This window comes from Afipia sp. GW822-FHT04G07, assembly GCF_058800765.1.
This window is the reverse complement of the sequence record NZ_JBXAMP010000001.1, coordinates 421,135-437,425: the sequence shown is the minus strand read 5'-3', so window position 1 is coordinate 437,425 and position 16,291 is coordinate 421,135. Positions and strand designations below refer to the sequence as shown.

Here is a 16,291-nt window from a genome sequence, read left to right as displayed (position 1 = left end):
CCATCGGTACATGAGCGAACAACCAGCAAATTCCGGCCTGCCGGCCCCCGCCGTATCGATTGTGGTTCCCGTTCGTAACGAGCAGGACAACGTCGTGCCGCTGATCGCCGAGATCGCTGCCGCGCTGGACGGCCGCTGGGCCTATGAGATCGTCTACGTCAACGATGGCTCGACGGATGCGACCGGCGAGCGGCTTGCAACCGAAATGCGCGCGCGCACCAACCTGCGTCAGGTTCGCCATGCTGCGTCATCCGGACAATCCGCCGCCGTGCGCACCGGGATTCGCGCCGCGCGAGGCGGCATCGTCGCGACGCTCGACGGCGACGGACAGAACAACCCGGCGTTTCTGCCGGCGCTGATCGAAGCGATTGAAAAGGGCGGCGACAAGGTCGGCCTTGCTGCCGGTCAGCGCGTCGGCCGCAAGGACACCGGCTTCAAGAAATTCCAGTCGCGTGTCGCCAATGGCGTACGCAACATGATCCTGCGCGACGGCACCCGCGACACCGGCTGCGGCCTGAAGGCGCTGCGCCGCGACGTGTTCCTTGCTTTGCCATATTTCGATGGTCTGCATCGTTTTCTCCCCGCGCTGGTGCGGCGGGAAGGATTCGAGATCGTCTATGTCGACGTCATCGACCGGCCCCGGCATTCCGGTGTTTCGAATTACGGTTTCTTCGACCGGCTGTGGATCGGGATCATGGATCTTGCCGGCGTGTGGTGGCTGATCCGCCGCAAGAAGTCGACGCCGGTGGCAACGGAGGTGACCTGATGCTGATTCAGTTCGGTCAGGAACTTGGTGACTACCTCTACGACGTGTTCGTCGCGAAGTTCGACTTCTGGCTGGCGTTCGGCCTGATCGCGCAGTTGCTGTTCACCGCGCGTTTCCTCGTGCAGTGGATTTCGAGCGAGCGCGCGGGGCAGAGCATCGTGCCGATGGCATTCTGGTTCTTCTCGATGGGCGGCGGCGTGATGACGCTGATTTACGGCGTCGCCAAACGCGAGCCTGTCATCATTCTCGGACAGTCGCTCGCGACGATCATCTACATCCGCAACATCATGCTGATCTTGAAGAGCCGCGGGTCGGGCTCAAAGGTTGAGAAGACGTAGATTCGCTAGGTCGCCGCGTTCAGCGCCTCGAACCCGCGCGCCAGATCCGCCTTCAGGTCATCGAGATTCTCTAGCCCGATGTGGAAGCGCAGGGTGGGGCCGCCCGGATTCCACGTGGTCGCCGTGCGGTATGACGCGCAATCGAACGGGATCACGAGACTCTCGAAGCCGCCCCACGAATAGCCCATGCCGAACAGCGTCACCGTGTCGAGGAAAGCATCGACGGCCTGCTTCGACGCGGGCTTCAGCACGACGCTGAACAATCCCGTCGCGCCGGTGAAATCGCGTTTCCAGATCGCATGTCCCGGATCGGTTTCCAGCGCCGGATGAATCACACGCAGCACTTCGGGACGCGCGGCGAACCAGCGCGCCATGTCCAGACCGGCCTGCTGATGATGGGCCAGCCGCACCGCGAGCGTCCGCAATCCACGCAATGCGAGGAACACGTCGTCGGGACCGGCGCAAACGCCGAGCAGACGGATCGCCTCGGTGATCAGCGGCCAGGTCTTCGCGTTGGCGGAGATGGTTCCGAACATGATGTCGGAATGGCCGCCGATATATTTCGTTCCGGCCTGAATGCTGATGTCGACGCCCTGATCGAGCGAACGGTGAAACAGCGGCGTCGCCCAGGTGTTGTCGTCGATGACCAGCGCGCCCCTGGCGTGGGCGACGGCGGCGATGGCGGGAATGTCCGGCATCTCGAACGACTGCGAACCCGGAGCCTCGACCAGAACGGCTTTGGTGTTCGGCTTGAACAGCTTTTCGATTCCGGCTCCGATCAGCGGATCGAAGTAGGTGGTCTCGACGCCGTAGCGCCTGAGCAGGCTGTCACAAAAATTGCGCGTCGGGCGATACACGCTGTCGATGACGAGCAAGTGATCGCCGGCCTTGAGAATCGCGAGCAGGGCCGTGGAGATCGCCGCCACGCCCGATGGTGCCAGGCCAACACCGGCACAGTTCGGACCTTCGAGGACCATCAGGGCCTGTTGAAGCGCCTTGGTGGTGGGCGTTCCGTGGCGGCCGTACTGAAATTCCCCGCGATGCGCGTGGAGGTCTTCGGCGGTCGGATAAAGCACCGTGGAGCCGCGCACGACCGGCGGATTGATGAAGCCCTTTTGCGCGACGGTGTCGCGGCCGGATGTCACCAGTTCGGTCTGCGGATCGAGTCGGTCTGCGGGGCGATGGTCTTTTGGGGGAATCATGTGACGTTCATTGTGAGACGACATCTTGCCGCAGCGGTTGCTCGACAAAAAGGCAATACGCTGCCTAAAGCTGTTGGCTCAAGTAAGCTGACCGCGAAGGCCGGCGTCAACCCCTTGACCCGCAGCGCCCGACGTTCTGTTATGCCGGTCAGATATTTAACCACTAGTTCCGTGAGCTTCCGCAGGATCGATTTGTCTCGCGCGACGTTATTCGTCGCCGCCGCCGAACGATCGAGAAAGGCCATTCTATGAAACGGGTATCGCTCGCTCTTATTCCAGTTCTTGCCGCCGCCATCGTCTCCCATGGCGCTCAGGCGCAATCTCAGGACAAGCCCAAGGATCGTGGAACGCTTCAAAGCGTGAAGGACCGCGGCACCCTGTCCTGCGGCGTCAGTCAGGGTCTGCCCGGATTTTCGGCACCCGATGACAAGGGCAACTGGACCGGCCTCGACGTCGATGTCTGCCGCGCGCTTGCCGCCGCGATTTTCAACGACGCGACCAAGGTAAAGTTCGTGCCGTTGTCGGCCAAGGACCGCTTCACGGCGTTGCAGTCCGGCGAAATCGACGTGCTGTCGCGCAACTCCACATGGACGCTGTCGCGCGATACATCGCTGGGCCTGAACTATACCGGCATTTCCTATTACGACGGGCAGGGCTTCCTGGTCCGTAAATCGCTCAAGGTGAATTCCGCGCTGGAACTCAACAGCGCTTCGATCTGCGTTCAGACCGGCACCACCAACGAACAGAACGTCTCGGACTACTTCAAGGGCAACAACATGAAGTACGAGCTGATTGCGTTCGGCACCGCCGATGAGACCGTGAAGGCTTACGAGTCCGGCCGCTGCGATGTGTTCACGTCCGACGTCTCGCAGCTTTATGCCGAGCGCCTCAAGCTCGCCGCGCCGGGCGATCACGCCGTGCTGCCGGAAGTGATTTCCAAGGAGCCGCTCGGGCCCGTGGTGCGCCACGGCGACGACCAGTGGTTCGACATCGTGAAGTGGACGTTGTTCGCGATGATCAATGCCGAGGAATACGCCGTCACGCAGAAGAACGTCGACGAGATGGCGAAGTCGGCCAAGCCTGAGCTGAAGCGCATGTTCGGCACCGACGGCAATCTCGGCGAGCAGCTCGGTCTGCCCAAGGACTGGGTGATCCGCATCGTCAAGGCCGTGGGCAATTACGGTGAGTCGTTCGACCGCAATGTCGGCGCGGGATCGAAGCTCGCGATTTCACGCGGGCTGAACAAGCTCTGGAATCAGGGCGGCCTTCAATACGCGCCACCCATTCGTTGACGGCCTTGCCGGTCGCGGCGATGGCTGACGAGCCCCGCAAACCTCCGCTGCGACTGGTTGCACGGCTTCGCCGCGCACTCGGCGGGCAGGCGGGATGGGGCGGGGTCGTCATCCAGATCCTGTTCGTCGCGGCCGTGGTCTGGGTCGGCTATGAAATCGTCGAGAACGCGCGCGCCAACCTGCAGGCGCAACGGATCGCGTCCGGCTTCGGCTTCCTGTCCAACACCGCGAGCTTTGCCGTCAGCCAGGCGCTGATTCCGTTTTCCGAAAGCGACACCTACGCCCGCGTGTTCGTTGTCGGCCTGCTGAACACGCTGCTGGTCTCCATCGTCGGGATCGTGATCGCAACCATCATCGGCGTCGCCGTGGCGCTGGGACGGTTGTCGCCGAACTGGCTGCTGGCGCGCATTTCCGGCGGCTATGTCGAACTCATCCGCAATCTTCCGCTGCTGTTCCAGATTCTGTTCTGGTATCTCGCGGTGCTGGCGACACTGCCGAACCCGCGACAGAGCATTTCGCTGTTCGGCTCCGTCTTCCTGAGCAATCGCGGACTTGTCGTGCCCAATCCCGTTCCACAGCAGGCATTCGGCGTTTTCGTCGTGGCTGTCGTGGTGGGCATCGTCGCCGCGCTGCTGATGCGTGCTTACGCCCGTCATCGGCTGTTCGCCGCCGGCGAGAAGGTGACGATATGGCCTTACGTGCTGGCCATGCTGATCGGTCTGCCCGCACTGGCGGCGCTGATGTTCGGAGCGCCGGTGACGTTCGACATGCCGCAGTTGAAGGGGTTCAATTTCGCCGGCGGCGCGCGCGTGCTGCCGGAATTCGCCGCGCTGACGATTGCGCTGTCGACCTACACGGCGGCTTTCATCGCCGAGATCGTGCGCGCCGGCATCCAGTCCGTTCCGAAGGGGCAGATGGAGGCGGGCGCCTCGCTCGGCCTCACACGCGGACAGACGCTGCGGCAGGTCATCATCCCGCAAGCCATGCGCGTGATCCTGCCGCCGCTGACCAACCAGTATCTCAATCTCACCAAGAACTCGTCGCTCGCGGTCGCCATCGGCTATCCGGACTTGTTCTCGGTGTTCGCGGGCACGGCGCTCAGCCAGACCGGGCAGGCGGTTGAAATCATCGCACTGACCATGGGCGTCTATCTGCTGCTGTCGCTGATCACCAGCGCGCTCATGAGCTTCTATGGCTGGCGTCTGAACCGGAGCCTCGCCGCATGACGGAGCAGGCCGCCCCATTTGTCCGGCAGAACATCGTCGAGCCGCGTCGTGCGCCGGTCGTCACCACGGGCGTGATCGGCTTTGCGCGCCAGCGGCTGTTCAATTCGCCACTCAACATCATGATGACCTTGGTGAGCGCGCTGCTGCTGTGGCTGACCATCGTTCCCACGGTGAAATTCCTGCTGGTGGATGCGGTGTGGCAGGGCAGCGACCGCAATGCCTGCCTCGAAGCCAATGTCGGGCGTGTGGTCGGCGCGTGCTGGCCGTTCGTGCAGGCGAAGTTCGATCAGTTCATCTACGGCTTCTATCCGGCGGACCAGCGCTGGCGGGTCAATCTCACCTTCGTGCTCGGCGCGCTTTTGTTGTTGCCGCTGCTGATCCCGCGCGCGCCCGCGAAGGCGCTCAACTCGGGACTGTTCTTCGTAGCGTATCCGGTGGTCGGATTTTTCCTGCTGCGCGGCGGCGGCCTGAATGGCTTCGCCGTGCACTGGATAGCCGATCTCGGCTCGGCGCTGGCTTCCAGCTTTCAGGATGCGGGCAGCCGCCTGACGGCGACGGCGGGCGCGGGCGCACCCGGACAAGCCGTCGCGTTTCTCGGCAAGCTGGTCGGGTGGATCGGCGACGGGCTGGCCTTGCTGGTGTGGCCGCTGGCATGGCTGCGCGATTACACCGAGCGATTTCATTCGCCGTTGTGGGCCGATTTCATCGCGACCGCGATCATCGTCTCGCTGCTGGTGTTTGTTGTCAGCGGCGGCTTTCGCAACGGCTGGCGCGCGCTGCTCAAGACGCTCGCGACCTTCGTTGGCATGGCGCTCGTGATCATGGTGATGGGTCTGGATCGCGGCGGTTTGCCGATTGTCGATACCCGCTCATGGGGCGGCCTGCTGGTGACGCTGGTGGTGTCGGTCACTGGCATCGTCGCATCGATGCCGGTCGGCATGGCGCTGGCGCTCGGACGCCGCTCGACCATTCCGCTGATCAGGGTGTTCTCGATTGCCTTCATCGAGTTCTGGCGCGGGGTGCCGCTGATTACGGTGCTGTTCTTCGCGACCTACATGCTGCCGCTGTTCCTGCCGGGAAATTTCACCGTGGACGGACTGGTGCGCGTGCTGATCGGCATTGCCCTGTTCGCGGGCGCATACAACGCCGAAGTCATTCGCGGCGGCCTGCAGGCCGTGCCGCGCGGTCAGCCGGAAGCCGCCAGCGCGCTCGGACTGTCCTACTGGAAGACGACCGGCCTGATCGTGATGCCGCAGGCGCTGCGTCACGTCATTCCCGGTCTGGTCAATAGTTTCATCGCGCTGTTCAAGGACACCACGCTGGTGCTGATCGTCGCGATCTTTGATCTGCTGGGCCAGTTGCGCGCGTCGTTCGCCGATCCGAACTGGGCGACGCCGACCACGCTGTTCACCGGGTTCGCATTCACCGGCATCATCTATTTCGTGTTCTGCTTTGGAATGTCGCGCTATTCGCTGTTCGTGGAACGGCGGCTGAATGCCCACAAGAATGTCTGAGATGAAATCATGAGCGCAGATCCCATCGTCAGCATCTCCGGACTCAACAAGTGGTTCGGCGATTTTCATGTGCTGCGCGACATCGACCTCACGGTCGGACGCGGCGAACGCATCGTGGTCTGCGGACCGTCGGGCTCGGGCAAGTCGACGCTGATCCGCTGCATCAACGCGCTGGAGGAATTTCAGGAAGGCCGCATCGTGGTCGATGGCATCGAACTCGGGCCGAACCTGCGCCGCGTCGATGACGTGCGCCGCGAGGTCGGCATGGTGTTCCAGAGCTTCAACCTGTTTCCGCATCTGACGGTGCTGGAAAACTGCACGCTGGCGCCGATCTGGGTGCGCAACATCCCGAAGAAGGATGCCGAGGCGGCGGCGATGAAATATCTCGAGCGCGTGCGGATTCCGGACAAGGCCGACAAATATCCCGGCCAGATTTCAGGCGGTCAGCAGCAGCGTGTCGCGATTGCACGCGCGCTGACGATGAATCCGAAGGTGATGCTGTTCGACGAGCCGACTTCGGCGCTGGATCCCGAGATGGTCAAGGAAGTACTCGACACCATGGTGGACCTCGCGAAGGAGGGCATGACCATGCTGGTGGTCACGCACGAGATGGGATTCGCCAAGGAGGTCGCCGACCGCGTCGTGTTCATGGACGCCGGCCAGATCATCGAGGCCAACACGCCGGACAAGTTCTTCTCCAATCCGCAGCACGCGCGGACGAAGCTGTTTCTCAGTCAGATTTTGCGGTGACCGGCCCAAGTTGTCATTCCGGGACGCGTTCTTCACGCGGGCCCGGAATCCAGAAATGACGTCGCTTTAATGACTCACACTTTCTCGAACGGCGGCTTGATCGTGCTCTTGCGTTCCAGCCACGCCGGCACCGGCAGGTTCTTCGAGCGCAGGAATTCCGGATTGAACAGCTTGGACTGATAGCGCGTTCCGTAGTCGGCCAGGATGGTCACGATGGTGTGGCCAGGACCAAGATCCTTCGCCAGATGGATGGCGCCCGCGATATTGATGCCGCTTGAGCCGCCGACGCAGATGCCCTCGTGCTCGAGAAGATCGAACACGATCGGCACGGCTTCCGAGTCTTCGATCAGATAGGCCTTGTCGACCTTGACGTCCTCGATGATCGGGGTGACGCGGCCGAGGCCGATGCCTTCGGTCACTGAACCGCCTTCGGTCGACTTGACCTCGCCATGATCGAAGAAGTTGTACATCGCCGCACCCCGCGGATCGGCGACGCCGATCATGATGTCCTTCTTCTTCTCGCGCAGGAACGTCGCCGTTCCCGCCAGCGTGCCGCCGCTGCCGATCGAGCAGATGAAGCCGTCGACCTTGCCGCCGGTTTGGTCCCAGATTTCCGGACCGGTCGAGACGTAATGCGCCTTGCGGTTGTCGAGGTTGTTCCACTGATCCGCGAACAGCACGCCGTTCTTCTCGGTCTTGCGCAGCTCATCGGCGAGGCGGCGGCCGACATGCTGGTAATTGTTCGGATTGCTGAACGGCAGCGCAGGCACCTCGACCAGTTCGGCGCCGAGCAGGCGCAGAACGTCCTTCTTCTCCTCGCTTTGCGTTTCCGGAATGACGATGATGGTGCGATAGCCACGCGCGGCCGCGACCACGGCAAGACCGATGCCGGTATTCCCCGCGGTGCTTTCGACGACAAGTCCGCCGGGTTTCAGTTCGCCGCGCTTCTCCGCCTCGAGGATCATCTGCTTGCCGGCGCGATCCTTCACCGACTGGCCGGGATTCATGAACTCGGCCTTGCCGAGGATGGTGCAGCCGGTCGCTTCCGACGCGCGTTTCAGCTTGATGAGCGGCGTATTGCCGATGGCGTCGATGACGTCTTTGCGAATGTGCATGATTGCGAAGGACCTGGGACCGGATGTGTCGGGAGCAAAGGAGGGCGAATGACTGCCCTCAACCTAGATGCCGCCCGCCGGTCCGACAAGGGTGGCCCGTGCAGGCGAGATCTGCCCGATGTTCCAGCAGAGTAAAGCCGAAAGCAGCCGGTTACTTGGCTTTCGCGAACACGACCTGACGCACGTCGATGTTGCCGGACAGGAATCCGGCCTCGCAATAGGCGAGGTAGTACTCCCACAGCCGCCGGAATCGCTCGTCGAATCCGAGCGGCATCAGGTTGGGCCACGCCGCGCGGAAATTGTCTCTCCATGTTGCGAGCGTCTTGGCATAATCTTCTCCGAAAATGCGCTCGCGGATAACAGGAACGCCGAACTTCTCACCGAGATTCTTCAGCACCTGCGGCGACGGCAACATGCCGCCGGGGAAAACGTAGCGCTGGATGAAATCAACCTCGCGCCGGTAGGCGTTGAAGAACTTGTCCTGAATGGTGATGGCCTGAATTCCGGCGAAGCCGCCGGGCGCCAGCCGGTCGCGAAGCTGGGTAAAATACTGCGGCCAGAATTGCTCGCCGACGGCCTCGATCATCTCGATGGACGCGATGCGGTCATATTGCCCGCGCTCGTCGCGATAGTCCTGAAACCGGATCTCGACCTTGTCGCTCAGGCCCGCGGCCTGCATCCTTTTCTGCGCGAAATCGCGCTGTTCGGTGCTGATGGTCAGGCCCACGACCTTGGTGTCGTAGTTCTTGGCAACATATTCCGCGAACCCGCCCCAGCCGCAGCCGATCTCGAGCACGGTCTGGCCCGGCTGAAGATTGATTGCTTCGGCGAGGCGCTTGTACTTGTTGTGCTGCGCGGCGGTCAGATCGCTGGTGCCGTCCTCAAACAGCGCTGACGAATAGGTCATGCTCGGATCGAGCCATGCCGAATAGAACGAGTTGCCGATGTCGTAGTGCGCGTAGATGTTGCGGCGCGCCTGCCGTTTGGTGTTGCGGTTGAACCAGTGGCGGACCAACTGCACGAAACGTGCGACCGGCTTGTCGCCGAGCATGGTCTGAATCAGATCGTGATTGACGCAGAAGACGTAGAGAAACTGCGTCAGGTTCGGCGTGTCCCATTCGCCGCGCAGATAGGATTCCGCGATGCCGATGTCGCCGCCGCGCGCGAGCCGCCGCGCGAACTCGTAATTGTAGATCGTCATCTCGGCGGCCGGGCCGGGCTCCAGCCCGCCGAAGCGCACGATGCGGCCATCGGGCAGCGTGACGTCGAGCGTACCGCGGCGGAGTTTCGAGCAAAAGCTGAAGGCAAACCGGACCAGTCTTGGCACGTCCGGCAGGGCCACCTCGACATTGTCGGGGGTAAGAATGATCAGGTCAGACATCGCGCAATTCCGTCAGTGGGATATGGCTCTGTGTCCAAATCTTCTGCTCGCGTGTGTCGGCCGTTGATCCGCCGAACTGTCCTTTGCTGTTCGTCTTGTCACAAGTTTCGCGCCTTTGAACCAAAGACGCAAGGCCTCCCGGTGAATCGCCGCCATGATTTTGAAGGTCACGAACGGCAGCGCAGCGAACGTTCGCAAGCCAGCATTTTTCAGTCGATGAGATCAATACCGTGTGCGCCGGGCGTGAGCGCACAAGGACGAAAGCTGTAGAGCGCCGCGCGGTCGACGCCGAACAGGCGCGACTGGCGATCCGCTTGGTCCAGCCTGTCGAGACCGATAAGCAGGCTCGTGACCTCGTAGCTGAACCGATGGCCCACGAATCTTCGAGTTATGGGCTTGAGGCCGGTGTGCCCGACGTTGCCGAGACGGCCAATGCGCGGTCCCGAGAGCGATTCCGAGATGAATTCTTCGTAAGAGAACGCAGCGTTTTTCGCGGGCGGCCGCCGAAAACCCTCGATTTGCAGGCCTAAGTCGCATTTCCGGATGTGACACCGAACGAACACAGATTGCGGCTGTGTTGGGGGCGGCGCCTGAACATCCCTGTGCGCCGTTCAAACGGCCAGCTAGAATGAGATTCTGGCCTTCGGAATGAGATTCTGGCCCCTCGGAGAGTGTTCACCCCGGTGTTCGTGTTGCCCCTGAAGTCAAGGCGCGGAGTGTTCCCGTGGTCCTCACTCGCGATGTGCGCGGCACTCGCGGTGGCTGCCACGTCGGGCGGCTGCATTCTGACGACCGATTTGCCGGACCCGGCGCTGGACGTCCCGGCCGCCTACAAATCGGCGACGAGTTCCGTGGCCGACCTGCCGCCGGCGCTGGACTGGTGGCGCGGCTTTCGTTCCAAAGAACTGACCGTCCTGATGGAAGAGGCACAGACGGTCAATCTCGACATTGCCGCCGCAGTCGCCCGCATCCGGCAGGCAGACGCGCTGGCGCAGACGGCGGGTGCGGCGCTGCTGCCGAACGTGACGGGAAGTTTCTCCGGGTCGCGCTCGCGGTCGTCGAGCAACACCGGTGTGGTGACCTCCGGCAGCACCATCGGCGGCCGGGGCGAGGTCACCAACCACACGGCCTCGCTGAGCGCGAGCTATGAAATCGATTTCTGGGGCAAGAACCGCGACGCACTGCTGGCCGCGGAAGAAACCGCGAATGCCAACCGCTTCGATCGCGATGTGGTCACACTGACCACGCTCGCAAGTGTCGCCAATGCCTATTTCCAGGTGGTCGCGGCGCAGGAACGCATCAACATCGCGACGCGCAACATCGCCAGTGCGCAGCGCATCTTTGATGCGATCAAGGCGCGCGTCGATGCCGGCACCGGCTCCGATCTCGATCTGGCGCAACAGGAAAGCCTGCTCGCCAACCAGAAGGCATCGATTCCGCCGCTGCGGCAGGCGCTGGCGCAGAACGCGAACATCCTGGCGACGCTGGTCGCGCGTCCGCCGGAGCGTGTGCGCCTGAGCGGCGGATCGCTCGGCGCGCTTGCCATTCCCCGCGTGACGCCCGGACTGCCGTCCGAATTGCTGACTCAGCGCCCGGACATCCGGCGTCAGGAGAACCAGCTTGCGTCAGCGACGGCAAATGTCGGCAGCGCGCGGGCACAATTTTTTCCCAGCATCCAGTTGACCGCGCAGGGCGGCTACCAGAGCGCGGCGCTGGCCGCGCTGTTCACGCCGCAGTCGGCGTTCTTCAACATGGCCGCGGGATTGACCCAGCCGATCTTCGACGCGGGCCGCATCCAGGCCAATTTCGATCTGCAGAAAGCGCGGCAGGATGAACTGCTCCAGACCTATCGCAAGACCGTGGTGTCGGCCTTCAGCGACGTGGACACCGCGCTGACCACGCTCAAGCAGGCCAACGAGCGGCTGCGGCTCCAGCGCATCGTGGTGGCGTCGTCCCGCCGGGCGTTCGAGCTGTCCGAACGGCAGCTTCGCGCCGGAACAGCCGACATCGTGACTGTGCTAAACACCCAATTGACGTTATTTCAGGCTGAAGATTCGCTGGCGCAGTTCCAGCTCGCGCGGCTGCTTGCAGTCGTAACTCTCTATCAGGCATTGGGCGGCGGTTGGTCGCCAAAGACGGAAGGGCCGGTGGATGCTCTTTAAGCCCGAGCTGAACGAAAAGGCCAAAGCGGCCGGTGAGGGCGTGGCGCGCGTGGCTTCCGGCGCGCGGCGGCGCACCGTCTCGATCGCAGTCTGGCTGCTCATCATCGGTGGCCTCGGTTACATCGCCTGGAACTATTACAAGCCGGGTCAGACCGCGACCCGCACCCGGCCCGATCAGGCGATCCCGGTGCTCGCGGCGACGCCGCGCATCGAGGACGTGCCGGTCTATCTCGACGGCGTCGGCACCGTCCGCGCGCTGAACAACGTGACCGTGCGCGCGCAGGTGAACGGCAAGCTGCTGTCGGTGAATTTCAAGGAAGGTCAGGACGTCAAAAAGGGCGACGTGCTGGCCGAGATCGATCCGGTGATCTATCAGGCGCAGTACGATCAGGCTGTCGCCAAGAAGGCGCAGGACGAGGCGACGCTCACCAACGCGCGAACGGATCTGGTTCGCTATCAGCAACTGGCGACAGCGAAGGCCGGCTCGGCGCAGCAGGCGGACACCCAGAAAGCGCTCGTTGCACAACTCGAAGCGTTGGTGAAATCCGATCAGGCGGCGGTCGACAACGCGCAGGCCACGCTCGGCTATACCAAGATCATCGCCCCGCTGTCGGGCCGCGCCGGACTTCGTCAGGTCGATCAGGGCAATATCGTCCAGACCTCGGACGCGACCGGCGTCGTGGTGATCACGCAGCTGCAGCCCATCTCCATTCAGTTCAGCCTGCCGCAGCAGCAGATTGTCCGCGTCAATGCGGCGTCGGCGAAGGGACCGCTGGCAGTCGACGTGTTCGGCAACGACGGCAAGACCGTCGTGGACACCGGCACCGTGAGCGGCATCGACAATCAGGTCGATCAGACCACCGGCACCGTGAAGATCAAGGCCGAGTTTCCGAACACCAACTTTCAGCTCTGGCCAGGACAGTTCGTCAATGTCCGCCTGAAAGTGCAGACGCTGGACAAGGCTGTCGTGGTTCCGACCGCTGCGGTTCAGCGCGGTCCAGCCGGCACGTTCGTCTATGTGATCGGCAACGACGACATCGTCACCGCCAAGACCGTCAACGTCACGCTGCAAACCGAAACCAACGCCGTCATCGCGTCGGGCATCACGGTCGAGGATCGCGTGGTCACCACCGGTTTCGCCAACCTGTCGGACGGCGCGAAGGTGACCATCAGCAAGGACTATCAGGCACCGACGCCGGACCTTGCGCCGCGCAAGCGCGAAGGCCGGGGGGAAAAAGGCCAGCGCGGCAACGGCGAACGGCGCAACGGTCAAAAGGAACAGGGGCAAAAAGAACAGGGGGCCTCGCCGCAAGGCGGGCAACAGCAAACGGGCGGCGGCGCGAAAGCGCCGCAATGAGCCCGGCTAAATTCGAACCTGTGAGCGCGCATCGATGAGCGTCTCGGAACCATTTATCCATCGGCCGATTGCAACGTCGCTGCTCGGCATCGCGCTTCTGATCGGCGGCGGCCTTGGATACTGGGCGTTGCCGGTATCGGCGCTGCCGCAGGTCGACTTTCCGACGGTGCAGGTGACGACGCAATTGCCGGGCGCGAGTCCCGATGTCGCCGCCTCGCTGGTGACCGCACCGCTGGAGCGGCAACTCGGGCAGATCCCGTCACTGGTGTCGATGAACTCGGTGAGTTCGTTCGGCGTCAGCCAGATTTCATTGCAGTTCGATCTCAACCGCGACATCGACGGCGCAACGCAGGACGTGCAGGCAGCAATCAACGCCGCGGCAGGCGTGCTGCCGAAGAACCTGCCGTATCCGCCGACCTACGCGAAGGTCAATCCGGCCGACGCGCCAGTCATGACGCTCGCCATGACGTCGGAGACCTCGTCGCTGCGCGCGATGAGCGACATCGCCGACACCATGATGGCGCAGCGCCTTGCGCAGATTTCCGGCGTCGGCCGCGTCTCCATTCTCGGCGGATTGAAGCCCGCGGTTCGCGTGCAGGCCGATCTCGCGAGACTCTCCGCCTACGGCATCTCGATGGAAGATCTGCGCACGGCCATTGCCGGTGCGAACGTGTCCGGGCCGAAGGGCTCGCTCGACGGCGCGCAGCAGGCCTACACCATCGCGGCCAACGATCAGATCGCCACCGCCGACGCCTACAAGCCCATCATCATCGCCTATCGCAACGGTTCGCCCGTGACCATCGGCGATGTCGCCCGGATCATCGACGGTCTGGAGAACGAGAAGACCGGCGCCTGGTATCAAGGCAAGCCCGCGGTCGTCATCGAGATCCAGCGCCAGCCCGGCGCCAACGTCATCGAGGTGGTGCGGCAGATCCGCGAGGAGATTCCGAAACTTCAGAAGGCCGTTCCCGCCGGCGTGGACTTGACCGTGGTCAGCGACCGCACCGTCACCATTCGCGCGTCGGTTCACGACGTGCAGTTCACGCTGGTGCTGAGCGTCGCGCTGGTCACGCTGGTGGTGCTGATCTTCCTGCGCTCGCTGCGCGCGACGCTGATCGCGGGCGTGGCGCTGCCGCTGTCGCTGATCACCAGTTTCGGCGTGATGTACTTCGCCGGTTTCAGCCTCGACAATCTTTCATTGATGGCGCTGACCATCGGTACCGGCTTCGTGGTCGACGACGCCATCGTGATGATCGAGAACATCGTTCGTCACATGGAGAACGGCGAGAGCGCGATGGAGGCGTCGCTGAAGGGCGCGAGCGAAATCGGCTTCACCGTGATCTCGCTGACGGTCTCGCTGATCGCGGTGTTCATTCCGCTGCTGTTCATGTCGGGCCTTGTCGGGCGAATGTTCCGGGAGTTCGCGCTGACGCTCACAATTGCCGTTGTCACATCGATGGTCGTGTCGCTGACGCTGACGCCGATGATGTGCTCGCGGCTGCTGAAGATGCACCATGAGGAATTCAGGGTGCCGGGTCTAGCCACGGTCAGCGGCTGGATCGACAAGATGGTCGATTTCTATCACCGGACGCTGCTCTCGGTGCTACGGCATCAGCGCGCGACGCTGGTGGTGACGTTCCTCACGATCATCGCGACGCTCGCGCTGTACGTGGTCGCGCCGAAAGGCTTCCTGCCGTTGCAGGATACGGCGTCGATCACGGCGGTCACCGAAGCCGGTCCGGAGGTCTCGTTCACGGATATGCGCCTGCGGCAGACGCAGGTCGCCGACGCCATCAAGGCCGATCCCGACATCACCGGCGTGGTCTCCGTGATCGGCGCGGGTTCGGTGAACCCGACCACCAATGTCGGGCGTCTCGTCCTGACGCTGAAGCCGCGCGGCGAACGCAAGACCGATATCGCCGTGGTCGTGAACCGGCTGAAGGAGCGCGTGGCGTCCATTCCCGGCATGACCGTCTATTTCCAGGCGGTGCAGGACATCCAGATCAGCACGCGGGCCAGCCGGTCGCAGTATCAGTACACATTGACCGCGACGGATGCGCCGTCCGTCATCGAATGGTCGAACAAGCTCGTGCAGGAAATGCGGCGCGATCCGATGTTCCGCGACGTGTCGTCGGACGGGCAGGAGGGCGGCCTTCGCGCTCTGGTCAATATCAACCGCCAGCGCGCGGGCCAGCTTGGCGTCTCGGTGCAGGCCGTCAACGATACGCTGAACGACGCCTTCAGCCAGCGTCAGATCTCGACGATTTTCGGTCAGGCCAACCAGTACCGTGTCGTGCTCGAGGCCATGCCGGAATATCAGCGCGATCCGTCCGTGCTGTCGAAACTGTATGTGCCGGGCGCGGCCGGGGCGTCGGGCGCGCCGAACGCGCAGGTGCCGATCGATGCGGTCGCCAGCATCGTGCGCACCACCGCGCCGCTGTCGATCTCGCATCAGTCGCAGTTTCCGGCGGTATCGCTGTCGTTCAATCTCGCGCCGGGCGAGGCGCTCGGCAATGCGGTCGAGAAGGTGGCCGAGATCGAAGCCCGGATCGGGATGCCCGGCAACATCGTCGGTCTTTATTCGGGCGATGCGGCTGAATTCGCAAAGTCGCTGTCCGGACAACCGTGGCTGATCCTGGCTGCGCTGGTCACGATCTACATCGTGCTCGGCGTGTTGTACGAAAGCTACGTCCATCCCGTCACCATTCTGTCGACGCTGCCGTCCGCCGGTGTCGGCGCGATTCTGGCTCTGATGCTGTGCGGGCAGGATCTGTCGGTGATCGGCCTGATCGGCATCATTCTCCTGATGGGCATCGTCAAGAAGAACGCGATCATGATGATCGACTTCGCGCTTGAGGCCGAGCGCCATCGCGGCATGTCGGCCTACGACGCCATCGTGCAGGCGTGCCTCCTGCGTTTCCGCCCCATCATGATGACGACACTGGCGGCGCTGTTCGGCGCGCTGCCGCTTGCGCTTGAAAGCGGTACCGGCTCGGAATTGCGGTTCCCGCTCGGCGTATCGATCATCGGCGGATTGATCGTGTCGCAAATCCTCACGCTCTACACCACTCCGGTCATCTATCTCGCGCTCGACCGGATCAATCGCCGGATCGAAGCCGCGGTGCCGCCTGACGAGTCCGGCAAGCCGTCGCCTCCGATCGCGGGAGCCACCGAGGGGGTGCAATAAG

The 16,291-nt window shown here is 63.1% G+C and carries 13 protein-coding genes and 1 pseudogene; 9 read left to right on the top strand and 5 right to left on the bottom strand.

The window, feature by feature from the left end; translation table 11 throughout:
* The first annotated feature begins 10 nt into the window (after window positions 1-10).
* Both AC1RKJ_RS02100 and AC1RKJ_RS02095 read left to right on the top strand, forming a co-directional pair.
* A complete protein-coding gene (locus tag AC1RKJ_RS02100) occupies window positions 11-766 on the top strand; it encodes a glycosyltransferase family 2 protein (protein WP_492789249.1) in 756 nt (251 codons plus the stop codon).
* Window positions 766-1,104 (top strand): lipid-A-disaccharide synthase N-terminal domain-containing protein, encoded by a 339-nt coding sequence (locus AC1RKJ_RS02095; protein WP_492789248.1) that lies wholly within the window; start codon window positions 766-768, stop codon window positions 1,102-1,104. Before AC1RKJ_RS02100 ends, AC1RKJ_RS02095 begins: the two co-directional genes overlap by 1 nt.
* 5 nt (window positions 1,105-1,109) lie before the next feature.
* On the opposite strand, the gene metC is transcribed toward AC1RKJ_RS02095, so the two are convergent.
* Window positions 1,110-2,306: a cystathionine beta-lyase gene (metC, locus tag AC1RKJ_RS02090; RefSeq protein WP_492789247.1), complete on the bottom strand. Its 1,197-nt coding sequence runs from the start codon at window positions 2,304-2,306 to the stop codon at window positions 1,110-1,112.
* Window positions 2,307-2,554: 248 nt separating this feature from the next.
* On the opposite strand from metC, the gene AC1RKJ_RS02085 reads away from it, so the two are divergent.
* From AC1RKJ_RS02085 to AC1RKJ_RS02070, 4 genes are read left to right on the top strand one after another with little or no spacing between them, the layout of a single operon-like run.
* On the top strand, window positions 2,555-3,598 hold the full coding sequence (locus AC1RKJ_RS02085) for an amino acid ABC transporter substrate-binding protein (protein ID WP_492789246.1): 1,044 nt from the start codon (window positions 2,555-2,557) through the stop codon (window positions 3,596-3,598).
* Between the two features lie 20 nt (window positions 3,599-3,618).
* Window positions 3,619-4,824 carry an amino acid ABC transporter permease gene (locus AC1RKJ_RS02080; protein WP_492789245.1) on the top strand — a complete coding sequence of 402 codons (1,206 nt, stop codon included), beginning with the start codon at window positions 3,619-3,621 and terminating at the stop codon, window positions 4,822-4,824.
* Window positions 4,821-6,338, top strand: a complete 1,518-nt coding sequence (locus AC1RKJ_RS02075; RefSeq protein WP_492789244.1) for an amino acid ABC transporter permease — start codon at window positions 4,821-4,823, stop codon at window positions 6,336-6,338. Before AC1RKJ_RS02080 ends, AC1RKJ_RS02075 begins: the two co-directional genes overlap by 4 nt.
* 9 nt (window positions 6,339-6,347) lie before the next feature.
* Window positions 6,348-7,088, top strand: coding sequence for an amino acid ABC transporter ATP-binding protein (locus AC1RKJ_RS02070; RefSeq protein ID WP_492789243.1), 741 nt, complete (start codon window positions 6,348-6,350; stop codon window positions 7,086-7,088).
* Window positions 7,089-7,162: 74 nt separating this feature from the next.
* Here the strand turns inward: AC1RKJ_RS02070 and AC1RKJ_RS02065 are convergent, their stop codons facing one another.
* From AC1RKJ_RS02065 to AC1RKJ_RS02050, 4 genes and pseudogenes are all read right to left on the bottom strand, one after another.
* On the bottom strand, window positions 7,163-8,203 hold the full coding sequence (locus AC1RKJ_RS02065) for a cysteine synthase A (RefSeq protein ID WP_492789242.1): 1,041 nt from the start codon (window positions 8,201-8,203) through the stop codon (window positions 7,163-7,165).
* 151 nt (window positions 8,204-8,354) lie between these two features.
* A complete protein-coding gene (locus AC1RKJ_RS02060; RefSeq protein WP_492789241.1) occupies window positions 8,355-9,584 on the bottom strand; it encodes a class I SAM-dependent methyltransferase in 1,230 nt (409 codons plus the stop codon).
* Window positions 9,585-9,596: 12 nt separating this feature from the next.
* Window positions 9,597-9,782 (bottom strand): DUF1365 family protein, encoded by a 186-nt coding sequence (locus AC1RKJ_RS02055; RefSeq protein WP_492789240.1) that lies wholly within the window; start codon window positions 9,780-9,782, stop codon window positions 9,597-9,599.
* A gap of 62 nt (window positions 9,783-9,844) precedes the next feature.
* Window positions 9,845-10,018 (bottom strand): annotated as a pseudogene (locus tag AC1RKJ_RS02050) (DUF1365 family protein); the annotation flags it as partial.
* Window positions 10,019-10,324: 306 nt separating this feature from the next.
* Between AC1RKJ_RS02050 and AC1RKJ_RS02045 the strand changes: the two are divergent.
* Genes AC1RKJ_RS02045 through AC1RKJ_RS02035 form a run of 3 tightly spaced genes read left to right on the top strand, consistent with a single transcriptional unit; the run spans window position 10,325 to window position 16,290 of the window.
* Complete coding sequence (locus tag AC1RKJ_RS02045; RefSeq protein ID WP_492792621.1) at window positions 10,325-11,746, top strand: efflux transporter outer membrane subunit; 1,422 nt, start codon at window positions 10,325-10,327, stop codon at window positions 11,744-11,746.
* On the top strand, window positions 11,736-13,103 hold the full coding sequence (locus tag AC1RKJ_RS02040) for an efflux RND transporter periplasmic adaptor subunit (RefSeq protein WP_492789239.1): 1,368 nt from the start codon (window positions 11,736-11,738) through the stop codon (window positions 13,101-13,103). The genes AC1RKJ_RS02045 and AC1RKJ_RS02040 overlap by 11 nt, the downstream gene beginning before the upstream one ends.
* A 34-nt stretch (window positions 13,104-13,137) precedes the next feature.
* On the top strand, window positions 13,138-16,290 hold the full coding sequence (locus AC1RKJ_RS02035) for an efflux RND transporter permease subunit (RefSeq protein WP_492789238.1): 3,153 nt from the start codon (window positions 13,138-13,140) through the stop codon (window positions 16,288-16,290).
* Window position 16,291 lies beyond the last annotated feature (1 nt).

What these genes read in the sequence shown, in the direction of transcription:
- AC1RKJ_RS02100 (WP_492789249.1), top strand. Translation starts at nt 11, where the DNA reads ATGAGCGAACAACCAGCAAATTCCGGCCTGCCGGCCCCCGCCGTATCG.
- AC1RKJ_RS02095 (WP_492789248.1), top strand. Translation starts at nt 766, where the DNA reads ATGCTGATTCAGTTCGGTCAGGAACTTGGTGACTACCTCTACGACGTG.
- metC (WP_492789247.1), bottom strand. Translation starts at nt 2,306, where the DNA reads ATGATTCCCCCAAAAGACCATCGCCCCGCAGACCGACTCGATCCGCAG.
- AC1RKJ_RS02085 (WP_492789246.1), top strand. Translation starts at nt 2,555, where the DNA reads ATGAAACGGGTATCGCTCGCTCTTATTCCAGTTCTTGCCGCCGCCATC.
- AC1RKJ_RS02080 (WP_492789245.1), top strand. Translation starts at nt 3,619, where the DNA reads ATGGCTGACGAGCCCCGCAAACCTCCGCTGCGACTGGTTGCACGGCTT.
- AC1RKJ_RS02075 (WP_492789244.1), top strand. Translation starts at nt 4,821, where the DNA reads ATGACGGAGCAGGCCGCCCCATTTGTCCGGCAGAACATCGTCGAGCCG.
- AC1RKJ_RS02070 (WP_492789243.1), top strand. Translation starts at nt 6,348, where the DNA reads ATGAGCGCAGATCCCATCGTCAGCATCTCCGGACTCAACAAGTGGTTC.
- AC1RKJ_RS02065 (WP_492789242.1), bottom strand. Translation starts at nt 8,203, where the DNA reads ATGCACATTCGCAAAGACGTCATCGACGCCATCGGCAATACGCCGCTC.
- AC1RKJ_RS02060 (WP_492789241.1), bottom strand. Translation starts at nt 9,584, where the DNA reads ATGTCTGACCTGATCATTCTTACCCCCGACAATGTCGAGGTGGCCCTG.
- AC1RKJ_RS02045 (WP_492792621.1), top strand. Translation starts at nt 10,325, where the DNA reads ATGTGCGCGGCACTCGCGGTGGCTGCCACGTCGGGCGGCTGCATTCTG.
- AC1RKJ_RS02040 (WP_492789239.1), top strand. Translation starts at nt 11,736, where the DNA reads ATGCTCTTTAAGCCCGAGCTGAACGAAAAGGCCAAAGCGGCCGGTGAG.
- AC1RKJ_RS02035 (WP_492789238.1), top strand. Translation starts at nt 13,138, where the DNA reads ATGAGCGTCTCGGAACCATTTATCCATCGGCCGATTGCAACGTCGCTG.